Origin of the sequence: Niastella vici (assembly GCF_002077945.1) — a bacterium.
GTDB classification, from domain to species: Bacteria; Bacteroidota; Bacteroidia; order Chitinophagales; family Chitinophagaceae; genus Niastella; species Niastella vici.
In genome coordinates, this window is the sequence record NZ_LVYD01000002.1 from 192257 (window position 1) to 217642 (window position 25386).

20 protein-coding genes and 1 riboswitch are annotated in these 25386 nt (G+C 46.6%); of the genes, 7 read left to right on the forward strand and 13 right to left on the reverse strand.

All coding sequences use genetic code 11. From position 1 onward, the window contains the following. Window positions 1-4: 4 nt before the first annotated feature. Entirely contained in the window at window positions 5-637 is a 633-nt protein-coding gene (locus A3860_RS04270; protein ID WP_081145318.1) for a phosphoribosyltransferase, read from the forward strand. On the opposite strand, the gene A3860_RS04275 is transcribed toward A3860_RS04270, so the two are convergent. The 10 genes from A3860_RS04275 to thiS form a co-directional block, all read right to left on the reverse strand. Then, the gene (locus tag A3860_RS04275) at window positions 634-987 is read right to left on the reverse strand and encodes an HPF/RaiA family ribosome-associated protein (protein WP_143773934.1); all 354 of its coding nucleotides are present in this window, start codon (window positions 985-987) and stop codon (window positions 634-636) included. The genes A3860_RS04270 and A3860_RS04275 overlap by 4 nt on opposite strands. A 202-nt stretch (window positions 988-1189) precedes the next feature. Continuing rightward, a complete protein-coding gene (locus A3860_RS04280) occupies window positions 1190-1747 on the reverse strand; it encodes a flavodoxin domain-containing protein (RefSeq protein ID WP_081145320.1) in 558 nt (185 codons plus the stop codon). Between the two features lie 20 nt (window positions 1748-1767). Next, entirely contained in the window at window positions 1768-2607 is an 840-nt protein-coding gene (locus tag A3860_RS04285; protein WP_081145321.1) for a universal stress protein, read from the reverse strand. A gap of 194 nt (window positions 2608-2801) precedes the next feature. Further along, entirely contained in the window at window positions 2802-3932 is a 1131-nt protein-coding gene (gene thiH / locus A3860_RS04290) for a 2-iminoacetate synthase ThiH (protein ID WP_216823372.1), read from the reverse strand. Then, window positions 3916-4689: a thiazole synthase gene (locus A3860_RS04295; protein ID WP_081145322.1), complete on the reverse strand. Its 774-nt coding sequence runs from the start codon at window positions 4687-4689 to the stop codon at window positions 3916-3918. Before A3860_RS04295 ends, thiH begins: the two co-directional genes overlap by 17 nt. Beyond that, entirely contained in the window at window positions 4670-5311 is a 642-nt protein-coding gene (locus A3860_RS04300; RefSeq protein ID WP_081145323.1) for a thiamine phosphate synthase, read from the reverse strand. The genes A3860_RS04295 and A3860_RS04300 overlap by 20 nt, the downstream gene beginning before the upstream one ends. After that, window positions 5305-6060 carry a hydroxymethylpyrimidine/phosphomethylpyrimidine kinase gene (locus A3860_RS04305; protein ID WP_081145324.1) on the reverse strand — a complete coding sequence of 252 codons (756 nt, stop codon included), beginning with the start codon at window positions 6058-6060 and terminating at the stop codon, window positions 5305-5307. Before A3860_RS04305 ends, A3860_RS04300 begins: the two co-directional genes overlap by 7 nt. A gap of 3 nt (window positions 6061-6063) precedes the next feature. After that, window positions 6064-6681 (reverse strand): thiamine phosphate synthase, encoded by a 618-nt coding sequence (locus A3860_RS04310; RefSeq protein ID WP_216823373.1) that lies wholly within the window; start codon window positions 6679-6681, stop codon window positions 6064-6066. Window positions 6682-6841: 160 nt separating this feature from the next. Next, window positions 6842-8728 (reverse strand): phosphomethylpyrimidine synthase ThiC, encoded by a 1887-nt coding sequence (gene thiC / locus A3860_RS04315; RefSeq protein WP_081145326.1) that lies wholly within the window; start codon window positions 8726-8728, stop codon window positions 6842-6844. 172 nt (window positions 8729-8900) lie between these two features. Continuing rightward, window positions 8901-9104, reverse strand: coding sequence for a sulfur carrier protein ThiS (gene thiS, locus A3860_RS04320; protein WP_081145327.1), 204 nt, complete (start codon window positions 9102-9104; stop codon window positions 8901-8903). A gap of 70 nt (window positions 9105-9174) precedes the next feature. Further along, a riboswitch (TPP riboswitch) is annotated at window positions 9175-9269 on the reverse strand. A gap of 333 nt (window positions 9270-9602) precedes the next feature. On the opposite strand from thiS, the gene A3860_RS04325 reads away from it, so the two are divergent. The 4 genes from A3860_RS04325 (at window position 9603) to A3860_RS04340 (ending at window position 15407) form a co-directional block, all read left to right on the forward strand. Then, window positions 9603-10433, forward strand: a complete 831-nt coding sequence (locus A3860_RS04325; RefSeq protein WP_081145328.1) for a LamG domain-containing protein — start codon at window positions 9603-9605, stop codon at window positions 10431-10433. A gap of 389 nt (window positions 10434-10822) precedes the next feature. Further along, window positions 10823-11194 carry a hypothetical protein gene (locus A3860_RS04330; protein WP_143773935.1) on the forward strand — a complete coding sequence of 124 codons (372 nt, stop codon included), beginning with the start codon at window positions 10823-10825 and terminating at the stop codon, window positions 11192-11194. A gap of 201 nt (window positions 11195-11395) precedes the next feature. Next, window positions 11396-13693, forward strand: a complete 2298-nt coding sequence (locus A3860_RS04335) for a TonB-dependent receptor (protein ID WP_245843471.1) — start codon at window positions 11396-11398, stop codon at window positions 13691-13693. A 151-nt stretch (window positions 13694-13844) separates the two neighbouring features. Further along, complete coding sequence (locus tag A3860_RS04340) at window positions 13845-15407, forward strand: hypothetical protein (RefSeq protein WP_081145331.1); 1563 nt, start codon at window positions 13845-13847, stop codon at window positions 15405-15407. 140 nt (window positions 15408-15547) lie between these two features. Here the strand turns inward: A3860_RS04340 and A3860_RS04345 are convergent, their stop codons facing one another. Further along, entirely contained in the window at window positions 15548-16456 is a 909-nt protein-coding gene (locus A3860_RS04345) for an AraC family transcriptional regulator (protein WP_081145332.1), read from the reverse strand. A gap of 113 nt (window positions 16457-16569) precedes the next feature. Here A3860_RS04345 and A3860_RS04350 point away from each other — a divergent pair, with 113 nt between their 5' ends. Both A3860_RS04350 and A3860_RS04355 read left to right on the forward strand, forming a co-directional pair. Next, window positions 16570-18909: a DUF5703 domain-containing protein gene (locus tag A3860_RS04350; protein ID WP_081145333.1), complete on the forward strand. Its 2340-nt coding sequence runs from the start codon at window positions 16570-16572 to the stop codon at window positions 18907-18909. Between the two features lie 20 nt (window positions 18910-18929). Beyond that, a complete protein-coding gene (locus tag A3860_RS04355) occupies window positions 18930-19625 on the forward strand; it encodes a hypothetical protein (protein WP_081145334.1) in 696 nt (231 codons plus the stop codon). A gap of 133 nt (window positions 19626-19758) precedes the next feature. Here A3860_RS04355 and A3860_RS04360 read toward each other — a convergent pair whose 3' ends face one another. Both A3860_RS04360 and A3860_RS04365 read right to left on the reverse strand, forming a co-directional pair. Next, window positions 19759-21777 carry an aceric acid hydrolase gene (locus A3860_RS04360; RefSeq protein ID WP_081145335.1) on the reverse strand — a complete coding sequence of 673 codons (2019 nt, stop codon included), beginning with the start codon at window positions 21775-21777 and terminating at the stop codon, window positions 19759-19761. A 16-nt stretch (window positions 21778-21793) separates the two neighbouring features. Next, entirely contained in the window at window positions 21794-25267 is a 3474-nt protein-coding gene (locus A3860_RS04365; RefSeq protein WP_081145336.1) for a glycosyl hydrolase, read from the reverse strand. Window positions 25268-25386 lie beyond the last annotated feature (119 nt).

The window sequence follows — 25386 nt, forward strand, 5'->3', positions numbered from 1 at the left end:
AGATATGGCTAATAGTATGTTCCAGGACCGGATAGACGCAGGCCTGGCATTGAGCCGGCATTTACAACATTACAATCATGTTGATGGTATAACGTTGGCCGTTCCCCGTGGTGGCGTACCCGTAGCTTTTCCGGTTTCAAAAATTTTACATCTTCCCCTGGAGATCATTCTGTCAAAAAAGATCGGTCATCCCATGCACAAGGAATTTGCCATTGGCGCGGTAAGCCTTACGGGGCAGGTTATTGCGCCCAACGCATTTGCCACTGATGAATATATTCAACAGCAAACCGTGAACATCAGGGAGCAATTAAAAGCCATGTACAGAAAGTATATGGGCGATAAGAAACCCACGCCGGTAAATGGCAAAATCGTTATCATTATAGATGATGGCGTGGCCACAGGGCATACATTATTAAGCACCATTGAAATGATAAGGCATGATGCGCCTAAAAAAATAGTAATTGCCGTACCCGTAGCGTCGCAACAGGCTGCAGAAAAATTAAGCGAAGTAGCCGATGAATTTATTTGTACCTGGATACCCGCCCATTTCCGTTCTGTGGGGGAATTTTATGCTGATTTTACGCAGGTGACAGATGAAGAAGTTATACAAATGCTGCATTCACCACCAGGTTCTTAAACTTTTACCGTACTGGTTATTTGATCGGGCAGCCCCTGTTGCAGCCTGGCCTGCTCCTGCACTGCTTTTTCCAACTCTTCTACGGCCAAACAGGCGCTTTCGCCAAAGCTGGCCGATCGCCGATGCACAAACAACGAATCACCATACAAGGTGAGCCTGAGTTCACAGATCTTATTCTCCTGTGGAGCGGCAGCAGCATCATCACGCAGTATAATTTCGGCTTTTACAATATCTTTTATTAGATGAGAAAATGACAGCACTTTCTCTTTCACTGGTTTTAATATGGATTCATTTACTTCAGAATGCGGGGCATGAATCTCAATTATCATTGACTCAAATCGGAATGCCATATAAAATGTTGTATATTCTAAGTTACGAACATAAATGCAATTAAACACGAGCCCATATTGGGGTTTAACAGTAGGCTATTTAATCAACAACAATCACCCTTCCCTTATAACATCATGATACATAATACGTAACATTTTGAGATTTCGAGATTTGGGGATTTTGAGATTTGTCGAAGGCCATGAATTAAAAGAAATCTCAAAATCACGAAATCCCTAAATCAGCAATCTCATCGGCTACCAGGCCCGGCGTATCTGTTTGCAGCGCTTTCAGCGCATTTATAAGCGGAACCGCATTTTCCCGGTTCACCGCATCAAAGCCATATAGCATCCGTTGTTTTTCATCGGGGTCTTTGGTGCTTTTGGCCGCAAACTTCAGCATCAGCTTATCGAGCCAGTTAAGGTCTTTAATGACCACCCGGCCGCGCAGAAAGTGTACAACAATATGCTCACGCAATGCAGCCGGTATATTATTATTGGCGATCTGCTCAAGCACATTTTTCTTATCTGCCGGCGTGGCGCATACGATAAACAGAAAAACTTTCTTATTCTTTAATTGCTCCGCATGTTTCTTTAACCAGCCATGTAACAGTAAGCGACCCTCATATACCGAGCTGCCGATAACCAGTACATCTGCGGCAGCCAGTGTTGGTGTCAATAATTGTTCGGGGGTATACACCGGCCATTTCAATGCCTCACCAATAAACCCGGCATAGTCACGGGTAGCGCCGTATTTCCCTTTATACAATACCAATCCTTTCATAAAATATTTTTTAGCGGGAATTAATAATGTGTAATAAAGAAAGGCAGGTTGATGGCCTTCAAAAGCAATCCGGCAGTAGCGGGTTTAAAAAGTTCCGACAACCAGTTGCGGCCATAGGCACCCATCACCACTATGGTATTTTTTTTGCCAAGGAGGTAGCCGAACAATTCATCAGTTGGTTTTCCCTGCAACACCTGGAAGCCGATGCTTGAGTAATGCATCCGCAGCCATTTTCCCAATTTCTCTTTTTCTGTAACAGGCAATGTGTCGTCCTTATTCACCTGCAATACAATGGCTTTTTTATCGGCCAGCTCGGGGAACAGGTAAGTGAATTGTTTGATGGCAAAAACAGCCGCCCGGCTGCCATCATAGGCAAATACAATTTCATTGATATCTTCCAGGTTCAGCGGCGCCACCAATACCGGGCATTCGGCTTCAGCGAGCACCTCTTTTACAAAACCGGTAGGCGCTTCTTCGAGCTTATCTTCAAACGTCATGTTAGCCTGCATGATCAGGAGGTCGGCAAACCGGCTTTCCTCAATTATAGATTGGGCAGCGAACTGCGTATTGCTGCAAACAACATTACAGCGAACACCCTTCACCGCACAGGTACGCTCAAACTGGCTGATGTGCAGTTCCAGCTTTTCTTTAATGGCGGCCATGCCAGGCAGTTCTTTTACCACCAGGTTTTCAACGTACGGCATCCCAAATGCCATGTTGATCACCTGTTCTTCTTCCCGGTAAGGGGTGATAAAAAAACCGGTGAGCGCAGAATGGGTTTGCGTGGCTATATTACAGGCAAAGTGAATGATCTCGGTGTCAACGTGATCGGCATTTATTGCCAGCAGGATCTTTTTCATGGTCATTTATTTGACACCAAAGCTATCCTGCAAACTATGAGTAAGGGATGATATTTATTAGTTGGGAAGATGATTATGGTCAAAGGGTGAGTGTTGAATCAGTCACCGGTTACCAGTTACCAGGACCTTAATGCGGAATGCCCGCCAATATTTAACCTGCTGTTAATTTGAGCCCGGCAACTGGCAACTGGTAACTAAAAATGTTTCGACAAGGTCTTGTCCCAATCCTTCCACACAGGCTCATAACCTATTGACGAAATAACGCGGGCCATTTCGGCCGGTGTGCGTTCATCCGCTATTTCAAATTGCTCCAGCGATCCGGGCTCAACGGCATACCCACCCGGATTGGTCTTTGATCCGGCACTGATAGAGGTGATGCCCAACCGCATTATATGATCACGAAAGCGGGGATGCTCGCGGGTTGATAATGACAATTCCACTTCCTGGTTAAAGATGCGCCAGGCGCAGATCAGTTGCACCAGCTCGCGGTCAACCATTTCCACTTTCGGTTCCAACCCGCCCGAGAACGGGCGCAGGCGCGGAAAGGAAATGCTGTACTTTGTTTGCCAGTACGTGCGTTCCAGGTATTGCAAATGCAGGGCCGTAAAGAAAGAATCGGTGCGCCAGTCTTCCAGTCCTATCAGTATGCCCAAACCGATCTTGTACACCCCTGCCCTGCCGAGGCGGTCGGGCGTTTCAATGCGGTATTGAAAATTCGATTTCTTTCCTTTGGGATGATGTTTTTTATAATCATCGCGGTGATAAGTTTCCTGGTACACCAGCACGGTGTGCAATCCTTCATTCACCAGCTCGCGGTAATCGGCTTCATCGAGCGGTTGCACTTCCATGGAAATATGCGCAAAATGATCTTTCAAAAGACCGATGGCATTTTTAAAATACGGCACATGCACGGTATGGTTAGCCTCGCCCGTTACCAGCAACACATGCTCATACCCCATCGATTTTATGGCCATGGCTTCCTGCACGATCTCTGTACCCGAGAGTGTTCTGCGGCGCACTTTATTATCGAGACTGAACCCGCAATACGTACAAATATTATTGCATTCGTTGGAAAGATACATGGGCACATACATCTGTATCGTTTTCCCAAACCGCTGCTGCGTTAGTTGTTGACTCAACTGCGCCATCGGTTCCAGGTAAGCTGCCGCTACGGGCGAGATCAACGCCATAAAATCATCGAGCGTTCTGCTTTGCCTTACCAGCGCGGCTTCCACATCGGCAGCGGTTTTGCTGTAAATGCGTTCCCTGACCTCGTCCCAGTTATACTGATCGAATATATTGATAAAACTATCCATGGTATTCATCTAAAAAAGCCGTTAATGGACTACTTGCAATTGCGGTGTTCAAGGGTTTGGCCAGCCGGGCTTCATATGCTATTCGTCCGGCTTCCACTGCCATTTTAAAGGCCCTGGCCATTTGTACCGGTTGACCTGCTACGGCAATGGCCGTGTTCACCAGCACGGCATCGGCGCCAATCTCCAGCGCTTTGGCGGCGTCGGAAGGAGAACCGATACCGGCATCCACCACCACGGGCACTTTACTTTGTTCAATAATGATCTCCAGGAAATCAATTGTTTTTAAACCTTTGTTGCTGCCAATGGGAGAACCGAGGGGCATTACCGCGGCAGCGCCCGCTTCTTCGAGCCGTTTGCATAATACCGGATCGGCATGAATATACGGCAACACCACAAAACCCAGCTTTACCAGTTCCTCGGTTGCACGTAAGGTTTCTACCGCATCGGGCATCAGGTATTTGGGATCGGGATGAATTTCCAGCTTCAGCCAGTTTGTTTGCAAGGCCTCCCGCGCCAGCTGTGCAGCAAATACCGCTTCTTTAGCCGTACGAACACCCGAAGTATTGGGCAATAAGTTTATATGCGCATGTTGCAGGTGACGCAGGATATCATCCTGCGGATTGTTCATATCAACCCGTTTTAACGCCACCGTCACCAGTTCAGAACCCGATGCCAGCAAGGCGTCTTCCATTTGATCGGCAGAACTGAATTTGCCTGTACCGGTGAATAATCTTGAATTGAATGTTTTATTTGCGATCGTTAACATGTTCGTAATTTTTGTTGATCAATGTAACCACAGCGGCTGCATCAACCGCATTGCTCATAGCCCCGGAAACGGCTACGCCATATACACCGGCATCTCTTAAACCAGCTACATCATCGGCCACAATGCCACCGATGGCCACAATGGGCAATTGAAAACCCGCCGCCCGGGCCTGGTCCATTATACGTTGAAAGCCTTCGAGCCCTAAGATGGGACTTAACTTTTCTTTGGTTGCAGTAAACCGGTACGGGCCTAACCCTACATAATCAACGCCTTCATTCACCCGTTGCTTCAGCTGGTCAAAAGTGTTGGCGGTACCGCCCACGATCATTTGCGGGCCCACAATGGCGCGCACTGCATCCACCGGCATATCCTGCAAGCCCACATGAACACCCCAGGCGCCCACGGTTTTGGCTACCTGCGGATAATCGTTGATGATCAGCTTCGAGTTATAGTGGTCACACAGAGCTTTGGCAGTTTTAGCTTGCTCCAGCACTTCTGCTTCAGATTGATTCTTTACGCGCAGCTGCACCAGCTTACAACCTGCCGCCAGCGCTTCTTCAATGGCCGCCAAATGCGTTTTTGCCGCTGTTTGCTGTGAAATGAAATACAAACGTTCTAACATATTGAATGATATCCCAGCAATGACTGGTTACTGTTTAAAAAGTTTTCTACATATTGTTTCGCGCCGCGGCATGCCCCGGGTAAATTTTCTCCCTTCGCCAGCCGGGCAGTAATGGCGGCAGACAATACACAACCCGATCCATGTTTGGGGAATACTTGTTGTACCCCTGCCAACAAGGTGGTGCTGCCAACCGGTTCATACAACGTATCGATGCCCAATGCATCGGGCCGATGCCCGCCTTTTAATAGAACCGCACAAAAAGCAGCGCGGTCCTCTTTTATCAATGGCTCGTCGATGATAGATTGCAGTTGCTGCAACTCATTGTAATTGGGCGTTGCCAGTGTGATGGCCGCCAGTATGGCTTCCAGGTTGTGAAAGGTATTCACCGCATGAAAATCGTAACCGGCGCTTGCTTTCAGCACGGGGTCCCACACGATGTGTATGGCGGGATTGTATTCTTTCAAATATCTGATGATCGTTAGCAGGGTTTCGGGCGAATTGATGATCCCGATCTTGCAGGCCGACACCACAAACTTACTGAGCAGCGGTTCTAATTGTTCAATGATCCGTTCAGCACTCAGCCAGTGAATATTCAAAAAAGTATCATCGTTTTGAACCGTTAAAGCACTGCAAACCCCAAAGCCATACACGCCATGCTGTTCAAAGGTCTTGCAATCAGCCAGCACCCCTGCCCCGCCGCTGGGGTCAAAACCCGCTATTGTCAATACATATGGTCGTAGTGATTGCATTTTTTACGATTGTCCTTTCTTTGATTTGGGACAGAATTGTTGCCGCCAGATCAATTCCTGTTGCTTTTTTAATAATTTAAAATTGTCAACTGCCTTCGCCGGTTCATTCCAGATGATTCCCAATACCGCCGCTCCATCAAAATTCATGTCGGCCACCTTTTCCATATTATCTGCATCGATACCGCCCAGTGCAATCACCGGCACCGGTTTATATTCCTGACTGAGATAAAAACCATCTTCTGCAAATCCTTTATAACCGGGTTTCGACAAACTATCGAACACCGGTGAAAAAAAGGTATACCAGAAATAATGCGATAACGTTTCCAGCTCAGAAAGCTCATGTACAGAAGTGCTCAGCCTATAATCTTCGTCTCTCAGTTGCGACAATCTTGCTGAATCTGTTTCCCGGCGGTGTTCTTCTGTAAAATGCAAGTGGCGAATATCATATTCCTTTGCCAGCTGATGAAAGCTATGCAAGGCAATGCGATCATGATACATAGATGGAATGGCATCGAGCAATGCTCCTATTGCCCGTTCATCTGCATCGGGTTTGCGCAGGTGAAAAATTTCCAGTCCTGCTTCAAACAATTGCTGAATGATGGCCGCTTCACCAGGAAGCATAGTTGGTTGTGATATGACTATTAATGAAAACATAGCGCAACAAAAGGTACAGTTACCGGTTGCCAGTTACCAGATACCAGGGCTTGAATGTCGATCACCCTGCCAGGAGCCGGGGTCTCCGATTTTTTTTGCCCGGTAACCGGAATCCGGTAACCGGTAACTACAAATACAGTTGACTTCCTTTTTCAGCAAACTCCTTTGACTTCTCTTCCATTCCTTTCTGCAACGCATCTGCATCCTGCAAACCGTTCTCTTCAGCATACTCCCGAACATCCTGGGTGATCTTCATAGAGCAGAAGTTGGGTCCGCACATGGAACAGAAATGCGCCACCTTGGCGCCATCGGCCGGCAGGGTTTCATCATGAAATTCCCTTGCCGTATCAGGATCGAGCGAAAGATTGAACTGATCTTCCCAACGGAATTCAAAACGCGCTTTGCTCAATGCATTGTCGCGGTATTGCGCACCGGGGTGTCCTTTGGCCAGGTCAGCGGCATGGGCGGCGATCTTGTACGTGATCACACCATCCTTTACGTCTTTTTTATTGGGCAATCCTAAATGTTCTTTAGGCGTTACATAACATAACATGGCGGTTCCAAACCAACCGATCATGGCCGCCCCAATAGCAGAAGTAATATGATCATAACCCGGTGCAATATCGGTGGTTAAAGGTCCGAGCGTATAGAAAGGCGCTTCATGGCAATGTTGCAACTGCTTCTCCATATTCTCTTTGATCAGGTGCATGGGCACGTGACCGGGTCCTTCGATCATGGTTTGCACGTCGTGCTTCCAGGCGATCTTGGTGAGCTCGCCTAATGTTTCGAGTTCGGCAAATTGCGCGGCATCATTGGCATCGGCCAAGCTGCCGGGACGCAATCCATCGCCCAGGGAAAAGGCCACATCATACGCTTTCATGATCTCGCAGATCTCTTCAAAATGCGTATAAAGGAAGCTCTCCTTATGATGGGCAAGGCACCATTTGGCCATAATGCTGCCGCCACGGGATACAATGCCGGTTACCCGTTTGGCGGTTAAAGGAATATAACGCAACAGCACACCCGCATGAATAGTGAAATAATCAACGCCCTGTTCTGCCTGTTCAATTAATGTATCGCGGAACAGTTCCCAGGTAAGCTCTTCGGCTTTTCCATTCACTTTTTCCAGTGCCTGGTAAATAGGAACGGTACCAATGGGAACAGGTGAATTACGGATGATCCATTCGCGGGTTTCATGAATATTTTTTCCGGTTGAAAGGTCCATGATGGTATCGGCGCCCCAGCGGCAGGCCCACACCGCTTTTTCCACTTCTTCTTCAATGCTGGAAGTAACAGCCGAGTTACCAATATTGGCATTGATCTTCACCAGGAAGTTACGCCCGATGATCATGGGCTCGCTTTCGGGGTGATTGATATTGCTGGGAATGATGGCCCGGCCGGCAGCCACTTCCTGCCGTACAAATTCGGGCGTAATATGTGTTTTAGGTGTATTGGCGCCAAAGCTGTGGCCGGCATGTTGTTGCGCCAGCATGGCATAGCTGCCGTTCAATTGTTCTTTCAACAGATCATAGCGCTGGTTCTCCCGAATGGCGATGTATTCCATTTCCGGTGTAATGATGCCTTTTTTGGCATAATGCATCTGGCTTACATTAGAACCGCTTTTGGCGCGCCGGGGTTTGCGAAGGTGTTCAAAGCGGAAAGCATCGAGCTTATCGTTGTTCAACCGTTCAAGGCCATACGAAGAAGATACCTGTTGCAACTGCTCCGTATCCTGCCGATCGATGATCCATTTCTCACGTAAAGGAGACAACCCCTTCTTTACGTCGATGACCACATTGGGGTCGGTGTATGGACCGCTGGTATCATATACAGTGACCGAGGCATTTTTTTCGGTAGCGCCCTTTTTGCCATGTAAGGCAGTATCGGTGAGCGAGATCTCGCGCATGGCCACTTCCACCCCGGCATGCAATGATCCTTTTACATATATCTTCCGCGAAGCCGGAAAAGGATCGGTCGTTATTTTATTTTGATTAGGAACAGACTCTTTTTTCATAATAATATTTTAAGTCGTGAATTGTGATTGTTGCTGTTACCGGGTACCAGTTACCAGTTTCCAGTTTCCAGGCGAAAAATTTGGGGAGCCCGATTACCTGCAGAGTGCCCGAAATTTAAATCCTGGCAACCGGCACCCTGTAACCGGAAACTGTATTCCATTATCAAATTACTTATCCTCCTTGTGTTGCTCTTATTAACATTACATTATCTGCTTCACATAACATATATGCCGGCCATTCGGTGCTGGGAATAACGGTTTGATCAACCGCTACCGCCAAACCGGCCACCGGTATGCCTAATACCTGGGTAAGCAATTGCTCCAATGAACAGGAATCGGGAATGTCCCTGGATTGTTGATTGATAAGAATGTTCATACCTACGAATTTTAAATACACTTCAGGGAATGAACATGCAGCAAAAGAGAGTAAAAGAGAAAGAAAATAAAAGAAGACTTTCACTTTTCCCTTCGGCAGTACGAACTGCATCAGGTTCAAAGGGTATTATCTCAGTCCGCTTAATGGACACCCCTAAAGTGCCGTAAAGGTAACCAAAAATTGGAATTACAAAACTTTTTTGCTGGCACGGTTATTTTTAGGCCCAAAATCAACGATCCTGTCATATCTGCGTTCATCATGCTGATGTTACTAATTTATAACCCACTGAACACAAAACAGCTATTTAAATGAGAGGACAACAGGTGTACAAATGACATTTTTATTTATCCACTTGAGGTTCCGGGGCATAAAATGAGTTATATTAGTGTACGCTTAAGAGTTACAAGCATAGGAATTAACGATTGCCAATTGTCATTAGAGCCGCATAAAGTGGGCCGATTGACCATTGACCATTCACATTTCACCCAAACAAGTCATATGAAAAAAATGAGACCATTCATCCTGGCCATTCCATTGGCATTACTATTGGTTCAATGTAAAAAAACGATCAAAGAACCCACAACATCCGGCGAAAACAGAACAGGCATCCCCGAAGCTTTTGAAACCGTTATCGACAACACCTTCGCCAATTACACCACGTTTGAACAGTACTGGAATTATTTGTATCCCTGGGGATCCGATCACAATGGCACGGCCCGGATGTATGGCAGTTCAACCGATCACAATCACATTTATCTCGATGCATCGGGCGTGCTCCATATTAAAGCAGCCTACATAACCTGGAATGAAGGCAACAGCAGTTCATCGCCTTACCTGCCCATTCATTATCATTCCGGGGCCATCAATGCCAAATTCCAGGTGCTGGTGAACGACCAGTTCCCCAATTATGAGATCAGGGGAGAATTTCAGGCGCCCTCTGTAAAGGGTTCCTGGCCTGCATTCTGGCTTACCGGCGTAAACAGCTGGCCGCCCGAAAGCGATATCATGGAGTTCAAGGGAAATACCAATGTATGGCAGAATACCTTCCGTACCTCAAGCGATGTATCTTCTATCATTACTAATGTATCATCACCGGGCAGCTGGCATCAGTATCGCATCTGGATGACAAAATCCACTGCCACCGATGTAACCATTCATTACTATATCGATGGCGTTTGGAAAGGCCAGCACACAGGCAATTTCGTAGGCAAGCCCATGTATATCATAATCAATATGCAAATGGAAGGATCAAGTGGTTCGCCGGGCCCCACCGCCGATACCTACCTGAATGTGCGGAATGTGTATGTGGGAAGAACAAGAGCTTTCTAATATCAACCAATACATAGAACACCTGAGAGTCGGGAAGTCAGTAAAGTCCGGAATAAGAAAGTTAGTTACAGAGAGGGTTTCTTTCGAACCTCCGGACTTTCCGACTTTCAGCCCTGGCCTCCATCAGTTTGGCAGTACCCCCCGTCGTTATTGACTGCCACTCTTTTGGTTGCCCTTCGTGTCAGGGTTGCCAGGCTTTCCCGTTTCAATTTCACCGATTACTTAAAAATCTATAACACACTAACAATTACAATCCAAAAGTACATACACCTGAAAATGATGCCCCTGATATAAGACAGGAAATTATATGACATATATCAATAGCTAATCTGATAATTTTCAACCATTTTATTCGTTTACCTGATATCTTTGCCGGAAATTACCGTGTTTTGAACAAATGGTGGACGATAGTATTTTTGATTGGCATGCTGGGGCAAACCTTTAGCAAAGGCCTGATCGTCCTGAATTTCAGGATGAATCAAAAGACTATCGCTGCCACTTTATGTGTGAACCGCACCAAGCCAAGATCCTGCTGCCACGGTAAATGCTATTTAAATAAGCAGCTGAATAAAGACGAGAAATCACAGGACACTCCACTGAATGGTGGCTCCAATCTCAAGTTCGAGGTTGTACTGTATAGTGAAAAGAAAGCCGAAACCATCCACCCTGTTATCAACGAACAACCGGTACATATATCGCGGTATACCGAACCCATCTCTCAAAAGGTAATAGACGCCGTTTTCCATCCGCCGCAACTATAGTTGCGCACCTTACTTCATCTTAACAACACATTCCTGATCTTCCTGTAAGCATTGTATGCCTTTTATTGGCATGCTGTAAACTTTACCTGAATAGGTAAACCTGTTCCTGCTTCGTTCTAATACTTCAACCAACGCATGCCCAGGCATTGGCAGGCTTTTTATTGCCCTGTACAACCTGCGGTATGCACCAACGTTATGACTATGAAACTCTTTATAAACTGTGTGATCGCATTTTTGATCATATTGACAGGCACCCGTTCCTATGCCCAAACCAACTGCACCGGCAAAGTGATCGATGCCGCTACGCATGAACCCGTGGTCAATGCATCTGTGATGATCAGAAACACCACCCAGGGCACTGTTACCAATAATAAGGGAGATTTCAATTTACCGCTTAACAATACCGCGAACGACCTCATTATTACTTCATTAGGCTATCAACCAGTAACAATAATGAACGCTGCCGTCCAGAACCGGTTGCTGATCAACTTACAAACTACCAACAACAGCCTGCAGGAAATTGTGATCAGCGCCAGCAGAACCGCGCAGAAACGCAGTGAAGCGCCGGTAGCCATTGCCACCATCAGCAAGCAAACCATGGAAGACGCCAAAGCCATTCGCATAGATCAGCTGGTGAATAAAGTAAGCGGTGTAAACATGGTAAACCTCGGCAATGAGCAGCATGAAATGAGCATCCGCCAGCCCATGACCACCAAAAGCCTGTTCCTGTACCTCGAAGATGGAATTCCCATTCGCACCACCGGCGTGTATAATCACAATGCCTTACTGGAAATGAACATGCCAGCCGCCCGCCAGATAGAGATCATTAAAGGGCCCTCTTCTTCTTTATATGGAGCCGAAGCTATTGGTGGCGCCATAAATATTATTACACAAGCCCCGCCGGCTGTTTTTACCGGACAGGCAAGTGTACAGGCAACCAATACCGGTTACAAAAGAGCCGAGGTGCAGGTGGGACAAACCTTTGGCAAATTCGGTTTACTTATAAGCGGTTATTATGCCAACCGCCACAATGGTCCTGTTGACCACAGCGATTTTCATAAGACCGGCATTACCCTTCGCGGCGATTACGCCATCAGCGAAAAAACAAAGTGGGTGAACGACATTACGTATGTGAACTATTACAGCGACATGCTGGGCTCGCTCGACAGCGCTCATTTTGCCAATAAAGATTACAGCACACCACAAACATTTACCTATCGCAAAGTGCCGGCCATCCGGTATAAATCTCAATTATTCCATCAATGGAATAGCAACAGCACTACCCAGGTATCGTTTGTATACCGCGATAATTCGGTGCAACAAAACCCCTCGTATCGCGTAAAGAATTCCGCCACCAATCCATCCCTGGCATTCGGAGAAACGAATGAAAGCTCGTTCAATACGTATATGCTGATTGCCCAGCATCAGCAATCATTCAATTTTTTGAACAGCAAATTGATCACCGGTATCTCTGTCGACAACAGTCCATCGAAATACATCAGTAATTTCATCAACATTCAGCGTGACGGCCGCGGCTATTATGTAAGCTATGCCACCACCGACTCTGTGCTTAGTAAGTATACAACCGGCATCAACAACCTGGCTTCCTATATTCATTATGAAGCAGCGCTGGTGAAAGGGTTGAAACTGACTGCCGCCCTGCGGTACGATTTCTATCATTATGATTTTGAAAATGCCCTGCCGCCTTCTGCCTATACCGGCGCGCCTTCCACCAAAAACAATTTCAAACGCTTTTCACCCAAAGTGGGCGCTACCTATAATTACAAAGGCACCGGCCTGTATGCTAATTACAGCGAAGGCTTTGTACCCCCGCAGATCAGCGAGTTGTACACAGGTGTAAAAGTGCCCTACCTGGGCCCCCAAACGTTTTATAATTATGAAGTAGGCGGCTGGTTCTCTTTGTTAAAAAATAAATTGTATGCCGACTGGAGCTGGTACCTGCTCAATGGCACCAATGAGATCATCAGTGTAAAGAACCCCGACGGCTCCACCGAGAACCAGAATGCCGGCAAAACAAAACACACCGGTATTGAATATGGTATCACTTACCGGCCCGTGAGTGGGCTGAGTGTACGCTTCAGTGCTGCCAACAGCAAACATACCTTTGGCGACTATGTTGAAAAAGGCGTTGCCTATAACAACAATGAGCTGGCGGGTGGCCCGCGGTTTATTGCCAATGCAGAAATAATGTACAAACCTGTTTTTGTAAGAGGTTTGCGTGTAGGCGCCGAATGGCAGCATATTGGCTCTTATTTTATGGATAATACCAATACCAAAAAATATGGCGGTTATGATCTGCTGAACCTGCGCGCAGGTTATATTATCAGGCAGTTTGAAATTTGGGTAAATGCCATGAATGCCACCAATACCTATTACTCTACCTATGCCAGCAAATCGGGTAGCACGCTCAGTTATAACCTTGGCGATCCAAGGGAGTTTAATGTGGGAATTGCGTACAGATTTGGGGCTAAACGATAAAGGGTTCCCGGTTACCAGTTTCCGGTTACCCGGCCCTTATTGCAAGGCGCTTGCCAATAATCAGACTGCCCTTAATTTAGGCCCCGGCAACTGGTACCAGGTAACTGGCAACCGGCAACTTTAATTACACTACCTATTCTAATCAACACAAATGTTTCGTAAGAAAATATACTCTCTCCATCGCACCTTATCGTTGATCGTTGCCATACCGGTATTGCTGTGGGCCGCAAGTGGGTTCATGCATCCGTTGATGACAAACATAAAGCCCCAGGTGGCTACACAAAAATTATCACCCGTAGCAATTGACAGCAACGCCATAAGGGTACCATTGACAGTTGCCCTGCAGAAAAATAACATCACCGCTTTTCACAGTGTACGGCTGATCCATATTGACACCAAATTCTTTTACCAGGTACAACCCGAGGTAAATAAAGCGCCTGTTTATTTAAGCACCGTTAACGGCAAGCTATTACCATCGGGCGACTGGTTGTATGCGCAATACCTGGCCCGGCAGTTCCTCGATGGGCCTAAGGACCCAACCCCTGCAGCTACTGCCATTCCGGTGGCAATGGTGGAAGAAGGCCATGATTGTTGCAATGCAGCCACTTCCTGTGTGCTGAACAACAATACCGGCAGCAAAGTGGCCAATGTATCACGACTAACAACATTCGACAAAGAATACAAATATGTGAACCGGTTATTACCTGTTTACAAAGTGGCCTTTCGCCGACCCGATGGCATCAGGGTGTACGTAGAAACAACGCAGGACCGGTTTGCATTTGCCATGGACAATAAGCGGGCAGTGTTTGACACCATCTTTCAATGGCTGCATACCTGGTCGTGGTTAGATGCATGGGGGAATTTCAAACTGGTATTGATCATTGCCATTGCATTGATGGCATTTTTTACCGCAGTGCTGGGCATCTATATTTTTTGTATCACCAAAACAAAAAAAGCAAACGGCCATGCGTTGGTAAGGGCCCGGCGCAATCACCGGTATACCGCTATTGTTGGGGCACTGTTCACCCTGGCCTGGTCGTTCAGCGGCGCGTACCATGCATTTGCAAAATTCAAAACAGATGACCGGGATGCGTTCTTTATCAGCAATCAATTTGCCCCGGATGTTGAACTTAACTTTGGGCAACTGCAAACGATCATTAACAAACCGGTCAGTAATATTAGTCTGGTAAAAATGGATGAACAACCCTGGTGGCGGGTTATCACTATGGCTAACAAACCTCCTGCCCTGCATGTGAAAGTCATGAAAAACATGGAGGCGCCCATGCCGGCAGTTACATTCATTAATGCAAATGATTATTCCATACTTCCACAAGGCGAAGAGAAATATGCAGCCTGGTTAGCCGCACAATTCAGCCATAATGCAGCCAGCAGCATACGATCGGTGACACCCGTTACCAAATTCAATGATGAATACAATTTTGCCGACAAACGTTTACCGGTTTGGAAAGTAAGCTATAACCTGCACAACAATGAGCGGTACTTTATAGAAACTTCAACAGGTAAATTATCGGCGCGGGTCAATGACAGCGAACTGGCCGAAGGCTATTCATTTGCCCTGTTGCATAAACATCATTTTATGGATTGGGCGGGAAAAACGGCTCGGGACTGGAGCACGATGGTATGGGCTTTTGTTCAAATGGCGATCATTGTTATTGGATTGGTCCTTTGGTGGCGCGCGAAAAAACCGAAGTAGGAAGTAAGAAGTAGGAAGTAGGAAATACAGTTTTCGAATTCAGTTATTAAGTACGAATATCGGAGGCCCTCTTACTTCTTACTTCTTACTTCTTACTTCTTACTTCTTACTTCTTACTTCTTACCTCCTACTTCTTACTTCTAATCTTTCTTCTGAGATCTATACTGCTTAGGTGATAATCCAATTATCTTACGGAACCGCTTTGAAAAATAATACGGATCATCAAACCCCATGCTTAAGGCGATATCTTTCACCGAGTTGGTACTGAAATCGAGCTGCTGGCTGGCCTTTTGCATTTTCATCTGAATAAAATAATCAATAGGCGCATAACCCGTTTTTTGTTTGAACAGGCTTGAGAATCGCGAAGCGGAATAATTGTAATGACTGCTGAGGTCCTGCAGTGAAATATTTTCATTAATATGCTCCTGCATATACAAAATGGCGCTGTCGACCACATCGAGCTTGTCGTTCGGACTAACGGTTGTATGCTTCGAATTATAAATGAACAGGCTCAAAAAATGCGGCAGGCACATATTGGCGAAAATGAGGTTATCGGTACTGTAACCCAGTTCCAGCGCTTTGTACATGCGGGAGAACATGGTAACAATTTCCCCGCTGCTCTTTATATAAAATGGTTTGAAATGTTTTTGCACCGCGTGCAGCTCATTAAACTGCGGTAATGATTCACCACCAAAATGGATCCAGTAAATGCTCCAGGGATTGTCTTCGGTGCTGGCATAAGCATGCTCCACATTCTGCGGTAAAATAAAAAACTGATTGGGCCCCACTTCCGATTTCTTATCTCCTATCTGGTACCAACCCGCGCCATCGACGCAATAAAATAAAAAGTTCTCGGGCAACCCCTTCTTACGGTATGTATAGTGACCACGTGCATTCGGATAATAACCCAGGCTGCAAACGTATAGCTGATTCAACAAAGCGTTAGGTTGTACCTTTTGCTTCAGTACTGTTTTCGGTATCTCAATTCGCTGGCGGCCTATGCCATACCAGATGTTCTTATGGCTACCCTCTTTATTTTTTGCGTTCATATGGTATAACAGTAGAATTTACGGCAAGATACTTACATTCGCTGATTCTCAGTTCCCGGATTTATCAAGATGTTAATATCCCGAACCGGGAATATTGAATTGTACTACAGCCCATGAATACAAAGAGCCTACTTCTTGTTACTGGCATTTTCGCATGCAGCCTGTTACCGTTGGTTGTGTTGGCGCAACCTGTTCTCCCCTCCTATAACATAACCTGGAATTCGCAAAGCGCGAATGCAGGCAGCTCAATGCCCTGCGGCGGCGGTGATATTGGTTTAAATGTATGGGTTCAAAATGGGGAACTGCTGCTATACATTGCTAAAAGCGGCAGCTTCGATGAAAACAATGCTTTATTAAAATCAGGCCGAATACGTGTCAAATGCACACCGAACGCCTTTGAGGGTGAATACTTTAAGCAGGAATTAAAACTGCAGGAGGGCTATATACAGATCGATGGCCGCAATAACAAGCTTCAAACAACCATAAAAGTATGGGTCGATGTTTTTCGACCGGCGATACATATTGATATTACAGGTAATGCACCGGTGAAAGCCGATGTGGCTTATGAAAACTGGCGTTATACCAACCGCACCAATACCGGCAAAGCCAATAATGCCAACTCGTTTAAATGGGCCCCGCCCGCCCCGGTCATTACTAATAAAGATAATATAAGCTTCGATGGTAATATAGTCAGGTTTTATCATCGTAACCGAACTGATACCGCAACGGTTTTTGATGTTACGGTAAAGCAACAGGGCCTTGAAGGGGTAAAGGATAAGTTATACAATCCACTTGCCAATCTTACTTTCGGCGGCATGTTATGGGGCGACAACCTGCAGACAGCCGGAACCTATACCGGTACTTATATGGACACCGATTTCATGGGCTGGAAATTGCAAAGCAGGAAAGCCACCCGCGACCATCGCATTACTGTTCTGTTACATACTGCCCAAACCCCTTCTCCCGAAGACTGGCTATCCGGACTTCGACAGGTAGCCGCTGATGCCGTAAAACAAACAGCTACCGCCTGGCAGCAAACCCGCAACTGGTGGAAGCAATACTGGGAACGCAGCTTTATTTACATACAACCCAACCGGCCCGATACCGGTTCTGTCCTTTGGCAAAGCGGCCGCAATTACCAGCTGTTCCGGTATATGCTTGGTTGCAACGCCGTTGGTAATTATCCTACCAAATTCAATGGCGGACTGTTCACGTATGATCCCGCATTAACCGACAGCAGCTTACGGTTCACCCCCGATTTCCGGAATTGGGGTGGCGGCATACATACCGCCCAGAACCAGCGGCTTGTTTATTTTCCCATGCTGAAGAGTGGCGATTATGACCTTATGAAACCGCAGTTTGATTTTTACCTGCGCCTACTGCAAACGGCCGAACTCCGCAGTGAAATTTACTGGAACCATAAAGGCGCCTGTTTTGCCGAACAACTCGAAAATTTCGGTCTGCCCAATTGTACAGAATATGGCTGGAAGCGGCCTGCAGATTCCGACAAAGGCGTTGAATACAATGCCTGGCTCGAATATGAGTGGGATACCGTGCTGGAGTTTTGTTTAATGATGCTGGAAACAGAACGGTATGGCGGCAACAATATCGCAGCATACATTCCATTTATTGAAAGCTGTTTGCGTTTCTTTAATGAACACTATCAATACCTGGCCGGGAAGCGGGGAAGAAAAACACTGGATGGCAATGGCCAACTCATCATTTATCCCGGCTCCGCTGCTGAAACTTATAAGATGGCTTATAACCCCAGCAGTACCGTGGCTGGTTTGCGAACGGTATTGACAAGGTTACTGGAATTGCCTGCAACCTACCTCAGCGATTCAGCACGCTCCCAATGGCAATTGATGCTGTCGCGCATTCCGCCCATCAGTTTCCGTCAAATGGGTAGCTATACCACAATTGCGCCGGCCAAATTGTGGGAACGGGTGAACAATACAGAATGCCCGCAGCTGTACCCGGTTTTTCCCTGGGGCATCTATGGCGTTGGAAAACCGGGGCTCGACACCGCCATCAATACCTTCATACATGATACGGATGCCATCAGGTTCAGAAGTCATGTAGGCTGGAAACAGGATAATATTTTTGCAGCCCGATTAGGTTTAGCCAGTGAAGCCCTTGAACTCACCACAAAAAAATTACAGAACAGCGGCCGCCGCTTTCCGGCTTTCTGGGGACCAGGCTACGACTGGACACCCGATCACAACTGGGGCGGCAGCGGCATGACCGGGTTACAGGAAATGCTACTGCAGGCCGATGGCAGAAAGATCTACCTCTTTCCTGCATGGCCCAACAACCAGGACGTGCATTTTAAATTACACGCCCCCTATAACACAACCGTAGAAGCATCTGTTGTAAATGGCAAACTGCAATCACTCATCGTAATTCCGGAAGAAAGGAAGAAAGATGTGATTGATCTGTTGCCGGCACATTAATAATTAAAACGGGGAAACCAATGCGATCGCTATTCACTACATTATTGTTTTGTTTGCTGCTTGGCATGGCGCAGGCGCAATCGCCCTGTGAAAAAATAAAGTACCTCGATAAGCTGGCGATGGCGCCCGGTGAATTGCCTATCCAGGATTTCAAACGGTTCGACTATAACCAGATCCCAGACTCCGTGAAGGCGCGGCTACAAAGCGAGATCATCAAAGAAACCTCGGCGGCATTTTTTAAAAGCCTTCAGGTAAAAAGCGTAAAGTACCTCGACTCAGCCATCAACGAAAAGTTATTCTCGCCGGTTGTAGTGTATGACACCGACAACAACCCCGTGAACTTTATATATGTCATTTTTTATGAAATGCAATTCAAAGGAAATATTCCCTTTGTGTTCAAGCTGGAGATCAAACAGAATGGGGAGCTGTTAAAGAAAGGACAGTTTGAAGGAATTGTTGACCAGAAAAAAAAGATCATTCCCTGCACCAAAGCGTTGTCAATTGCAGCCACCGATAAAGAAGCACCCATTACCAAACCGGGCGATATTTATATTTACTACAATCAAAACTTTAAAACCATTGTGTGGCAGATCATGGAAGCCGATAACACTACAAGCGATAGCCAGCATGTAACCGTGATCAATGTGTTTGATGGGGAGATACTGGAGCGGAATGAGTTTTTGAAGGGTATGTCGGAGTTTGATAACGACCAGTAGGGTCGTAATTATATGAAGGAAGTAAAATATCAATTTCTGATTTTGAGATTTAGAGATTTTGAGATTTCCACAGGTTTGAACTTCCCGACAAATCCCAAAATCTCTAAATCCAGAAATCTCTAAATTCCTGGTTTTACTTTCTCACCCACACCGTCATATCAGACTTTCCTCTATTTCCCCAGGCATAATACGGGATCAGTGTAATTTTTACCGGTGTTTCGGTTGCACGCACTTCTTTATACAATGCATTTGACCAGTCTGTTTTTGGTTGCAACAAAGCGGTGCCCTGCAACGTAGCGATCTTACTGTGACTAATGGTTGTAAATACCGGTTTCAGATCGTTCTTTACAGGCAGTGTTATATCAAATACGTTTGTACCCTTTGGCAGGTCGGTCGATTCCAGGCAATACACGATGGGCCCGCGTTTTACAGCCAGCTGGTTCCGGGTTTCTTCTACCAGCGGATTGCTTTCAATCAACGTTACCGGCATGCTAAGGTTCAGCTCCACTACATCACCTGTTTTCCAGCTGCGGTTTATTTCAGCGTATTGCGCCGCTTTTGCCGTAACAGCTACCGGTTTACCATTTACCAGTAAGCTGGCTTTTTTACACCAGCCGGGTATGCGCAGGAACAAGGAGAAAGGAGCTTTCGCCGCTTTGTTTATAGTGAATTTAATATGTCCATCCCAGGGATAATTGCTCACTTGCTCTACTTGCACCTCACTGCCATCTTTTAATTGGGTACTTAAATTATTGCCGCCATATAAATGCACCCACACCCCTTTATCGGAAGTGGTGTACGCATAATCACTCACCTCGGTCATAGTGCGTACCGTATTGGGCGGACAACAATTTGACAAACTGATATAAGGGATGCGGCCACCGGCCCAACGTAAAGTATAAGGAAACTCTGCTGATGCACTCAGCGGATTGGTATAGAAGAAATTATTACCATCGAGGCTGATGCCCGACAAGATAGCATTATACAATTCCAGCTCCATAACGTCAGCGTATTTTGCATCGCCCGACAATAACAGCATGCGCCAGTTCCATAACAGGTTACCAATATTGGCGCAGGTTTCGTTATGCGCTGTCATGTTCGGCAACTGGTAAGCCCGTCCATAGGCCTGATGTGTTTTTTGAATGTAAGGCGGTTGATAAGAAATGCCGTAGGGCGATACGCCATCATACAGGGCGCCACAACCACCGGTCACATACATTTTACGGTACACCACATCGTCCCAGATATGATGTAAACAATCCATCAGGGAATCATCACCGGTTTCAGCATATACGTCGGCCACACCGGCATATAAATAGTTTGCCCGTACCGCATGCCCCATCGCCGTTTTTTGTTGACGGAAAGGAACCCGGTCCTGGTTATCATCGGTACCACTATCAACCAGCCCGCGAATATTGATGAGGTTGATGGCCAGTTGCAGGTATTTGGGGTCTTTGGTGGTGCGGTATAGTTCAATAACGCCCATATAATGGGAGGGGCAGATTGCATTACGCGCCAGTTCAGGGGAAGAACGCTTGTAGAAAGCGTCCAGATAATCGGCTGCTTTAATGGCGATGTTCAGCAATGTTTTTTTACCGGTGACACGATAGTGCACACAGCCGGCCGTCATCAGGTGACCTAAATTGTAGGTCTCAAAATTCAACCGGTCTTCAAAGGCTTTTGTTTTACCTGAGTTTTTTTCCGCGATAATTACGGGTGTATGAATATAGCCATCTGCCCGCTGACATTGCGCAATGGTGGCGATGGCGGTATCCATCATTACATCCAGCTTTGGATCTTTGGTAACTGCATACAAACCGGCTACCGCTTCGAGCAATTTATAAAAATCACCATCATGAAATGGCGGGCCTTTATGGGTGCCGGTATCCTTACCTGCTGCTATTTCAAAGTTCTTATAGGCATGGGCCACATTGGCATCGGTATAAGTGCGCCACAGATGCGGCACCATGGAATCTTTACATACCTGCATGCGTTCGCCCCAAAAACCACCCGTCCACTTTACCGAGTTGATATCAACCGGATGCAGTTTTACATGCGCACTGTTGCTGGTATTCACCAGGCTGTTGTTCTGGCTGTACACACAATCTCCCGCTACCAACAGGACGAGGAAAAGATGAATACGTTTATACATAACTCAAATAAAATTTTCAATTTTTAATACTATGTTCTATTTGCAAAGTTACCGGTCCCAGCAAACCCGCCGGCAACAACGGTTTATTCTTTGGATATAAAGACGCCGCATTAATCCAGGTAATGCGTGCTGACTGTGGCAATGCAGCATCACCTTTCAATCGATTGAACCAGGTATTGGTTACTTCAATCCTTAATTCATTTTTACCAGGGCGCAACGCTTTCGTAATATCAACCTGGTAAGGAGCAGTCCACACTACACCGCAGTCAATTCCATTTACGTATACGGTTGCCAGGTTGGCAACTGAACCCACATTCAGCCGCACTTTTTCTTCTGCTGCTTTCGTAAAATCCAAATTCGTTGTGTATGCAGCTGTACCGGAATAGTATTTAATAGCATTGTTGTCATCGGTTGACCAGTCTTTCAATTGTTCAAAAATCACGGGTTGTGCAGGGCCACCTTTTGTGGTATCGAAGCTAACGGTCCAGGGATTGTTTATAGCTATTGTTCTTATATCCGGATCTTTCCCATGCGGAAGAACGCCAGCTAATTCTATCTTTTTCCGCAGCACAATGAAGGCAGAACCATTTGCAGCCAGTTGCAATGGCGCTATCATACAACCGTTCTGAGAATTAAAGGTTGCAGGAATGGAATGCTCTCCAGTAACCGGGTCCCAGATCTCCGGCAAACAGTCTTTTACCCGCAACGTAACATCTATCCTTCTTTCTTCATTACGCTGGTTGCTTATAAAGTAAATATCAATACTATCCTTTTTCCTATGCGTCCAGGTAATATCTTTAGCCGGTTTGCCTGTAGCATCCATAGCGACCAGATCTTTTGGAATTCCAATAGGCTCAAAAGAACTTTCTTTATACGGCCCCTGCACCACCGTCCCCTTCCCTACTTTCCATTTCATCAATTTGCCGGCCGGTACTTTTTTCCAGATTGTTCCCGCAACAGCTTTCACCTGTTTATCAGCAACAGCCGCCTGTTCCAGACTGTACGATTTTTCAGGCGCATCATTTACTATTATGGTTGCACCGGCCTGAACCAGTTCCGCAATTTTTTTTGCAATGGCCGGCGTCATGCGTTTAGCAGTGGGTGATAAAGAATGCGGTTGTGGTAATACGAGCAGCTTATAACTCGCACCACCCGGCAACTCGATCCGGCCATTGCGAACAGCCGCTTTTAGCAATGCATCGGGATTAATACAATCATAAGCATAGCCATGCAATGGATCAACCCAGTTTTCAGGATCGGCCATATTGGCTGTATGTGTAACGCCTTCGGGCATTGCCCTTAATGGATTACCGGCATTGGTCAATCGCTTTTTTTCTGCCTGTACAATAGAGTCGCCAAAAATTCCCGGCAACGTGCTTACCAGGCGATCGGGCAATACAGAACGGCGGGGAATTTCTTCACCGGTAAACACCGCTACATCCACTACCGGTTTTCCCTGTTGTAACAACGCCTGGCAGCGTTGCGCATATTCAACCCAGGCTTTTGCGGGCTTCCACCAGGTTTGATCGCGCTGAAAAAAACTTCCCACCCCACCTAAAGTAATCCCCGGTTGGCGGTTAAGCCAGGGGTTGTGAACGAACACATGATACACCAGCCGGTTTACACCCATTGCATAATTCCTGTCGCCCAGGGTTTTCATAAGTCCGGGATGCTCGTCCCATGCCATGCGCAATTCGGTAAAGGCTTCGGCCTGTATCAACTGCTTGCCATAGATATGCGCGCCTGAAATGGCATCGAACATATCATTAGGTTTATCGTGTGTAGGGCTGCGTAACCAAAATTCACCCATGGGGATATCGGTTACCTGAAAATGCAGCAGGGCGTCGCTGGTCATGGTGGGCGCTACGTTTTCGGCAGTCATCACACAACCTTTTTCAGCCGCCAGCTTTTTAAGGGTCACAAAGAAATTATCTTTTACGAGCTCAGTAATTGTTTGGCGAACATCATACAAAAACCGTTCAGATACATCGGCGCTTTGCACCGGCACGCCCGTCATGGCAATAAGATACGGCAGGCAATCATAGCCGCGGCGCTTTTTAAATTCTGCCCTGAAAACCGGCGACCAGTTCTGGCTGCCGCACTCCCAGCTATCAATATAAAATGTCTTTAATACTTCTTTCGTTGTTTCGGTTCCAACCTGGCGAATAGCTGCTGCAAACCAACTATCAAATTGAAGGCGCACTGCTTCCGGATTGAACTTATCGCACTCCAACCCTTTACCGCCCCCACCGGTTGCATTGGTATGGCCGGTTGATGTATGACCTATCCGCATAATGGTCCAGTTACCATCGGGCACCTCCCATACCAACCGGCCATCGGGGGTCATTTTGTTGGTAAGATCAATGATGCGGTTCAATGGCACGCATAATGAATCGGGCGCCTGCGCAGCAGTTGTTCGTTCACTCACCCGCCAAACGGCACCACTCTTTCCTTCATATTGGTGTATCACCGGTTCGCCATACAACAGGATGCTATTCACCTTCAAAACAGGTTTCCATTTGGCGGCGTCCAGGTCTTCCGAGCCCGGTTCCAACCCTTCTTTATTATATTCAAAGCGAAAATAACGGGCGGTGGTTGACTTAATGGCATAAGTTACATCGGCATCGGTATCCTGCCAGCCATGCCGGGGCGATTGCATCCGTTCAATTTCATGGAACTGTTTGCCATCATTACTCACCAGGATCTTTAACCGGCGCGATGAATAATTGTTACCTCCAGTTTTGATCACAATCGACCGGCAGGTGAACGGTTTAAGATAAGTATATTGTATCCAGCAGGTGCTGTCACTTTTGAAGCTCTGCCGGCTGCGCTTGTCGGTGAGGAATTGTGGCGATATCCCCATCACACTGCTGGTGACCACCGGCACCAGGGCGGTATCGGCAATGCTTTTTTTGATCATGGTAGGATACGCGAACACCGCTATATCGCGATAATAGTTTTCATTGCTCTCCGGTTGAGGCAAAATATCATTGAACGTTTTTTTACCTGCCGTGTAAATCTTTGTACTTACAACGCGCTGCATCGACATTTCGGGCTTGATCCACGGCCCGCCTGCCAGTGCAAAGCCATCGCTCATATGCAGACCCAGTTGCAAATTCAACCGCTTCGCTTCCTGCATGGCAAATTTTACCAGGCTCCACCAATGCGGCGTCAATTGCTGAGCGGGCGGGTTTATCAATGGCACGCTGTCGGCCCCTTTTATAAACACCATATAGGCGCCGCCAATACCATTCGATTTCATGGCTTCCAGATCGGCCGTAATGCCTTCTTTCGAAGCGGCGGCCTGCATCCAGTACCAGAGCACGAAAGGCTTTGCCTGTTCGGGCGGATGACGGAACAGCTCATCGATCGAGGTATCTGACAAGCGTGTTGCATCGTTCAATGCAACACGTCCTGGGAAATTTGTTGCGTGCGGGAACATTAATAATGCGCCTAAACAACTTAGTAATATGATCGTACTTTTTTTCATTCTTTTTGAATACAAGTGAACCCTACGAAATAACTGGAACAAGAAGTAAGAAGTAGGATGTAAGAAGAGTTTGAATTTTATAACTCATAACTTATACTTTTTAGTTCCTAATTCTTTCC

Coding starts and splice junctions, on each gene's coding strand:
- A3860_RS04300 (WP_081145323.1), bottom strand. CDS start 5,311: ATGTTAGAACGTTTGTATTTCATTTCACAGCAAACAGCGGCAAAAACG.
- A3860_RS04355 (WP_081145334.1), top strand. CDS start 18,930: ATGCGATCGCTATTCACTACATTATTGTTTTGTTTGCTGCTTGGCATG.
- thiS (WP_081145327.1), bottom strand. CDS start 9,104: ATGAACATTCTTATCAATCAACAATCCAGGGACATTCCCGATTCCTGT.
- A3860_RS04280 (WP_081145320.1), bottom strand. CDS start 1,747: ATGAAAGGATTGGTATTGTATAAAGGGAAATACGGCGCTACCCGTGAC.
- A3860_RS04270 (WP_081145318.1), top strand. CDS start 5: ATGGCTAATAGTATGTTCCAGGACCGGATAGACGCAGGCCTGGCATTG.
- A3860_RS04365 (WP_081145336.1), bottom strand. CDS start 25,267: ATGAAAAAAAGTACGATCATATTACTAAGTTGTTTAGGCGCATTATTA.
- A3860_RS04305 (WP_081145324.1), bottom strand. CDS start 6,060: ATGCAATCACTACGACCATATGTATTGACAATAGCGGGTTTTGACCCC.
- A3860_RS04340 (WP_081145331.1), top strand. CDS start 13,845: ATGTTTCGTAAGAAAATATACTCTCTCCATCGCACCTTATCGTTGATC.
- A3860_RS04325 (WP_081145328.1), top strand. CDS start 9,603: ATGAAAAAAATGAGACCATTCATCCTGGCCATTCCATTGGCATTACTA.
- A3860_RS04295 (WP_081145322.1), bottom strand. CDS start 4,689: ATGTTAACGATCGCAAATAAAACATTCAATTCAAGATTATTCACCGGT.
- thiH (WP_216823372.1), bottom strand. CDS start 3,932: ATGAATACCATGGATAGTTTTATCAATATATTCGATCAGTATAACTGG.
- A3860_RS04350 (WP_081145333.1), top strand. CDS start 16,570: ATGAATACAAAGAGCCTACTTCTTGTTACTGGCATTTTCGCATGCAGC.
- A3860_RS04275 (WP_143773934.1), bottom strand. CDS start 987: ATGGCATTCCGATTTGAGTCAATGATAATTGAGATTCATGCCCCGCAT.
- A3860_RS04345 (WP_081145332.1), bottom strand. CDS start 16,456: ATGAACGCAAAAAATAAAGAGGGTAGCCATAAGAACATCTGGTATGGC.
- thiC (WP_081145326.1), bottom strand. CDS start 8,728: ATGAAAAAAGAGTCTGTTCCTAATCAAAATAAAATAACGACCGATCCT.
- A3860_RS04335 (WP_245843471.1), top strand. CDS start 11,396: ATGAAACTCTTTATAAACTGTGTGATCGCATTTTTGATCATATTGACA.
- A3860_RS04310 (WP_216823373.1), bottom strand. CDS start 6,681: ATGCTTCCTGGTGAAGCGGCCATCATTCAGCAATTGTTTGAAGCAGGA.
- A3860_RS04360 (WP_081145335.1), bottom strand. CDS start 21,777: ATGTATAAACGTATTCATCTTTTCCTCGTCCTGTTGGTAGCGGGAGAT.
- A3860_RS04285 (WP_081145321.1), bottom strand. CDS start 2,607: ATGAAAAAGATCCTGCTGGCAATAAATGCCGATCACGTTGACACCGAG.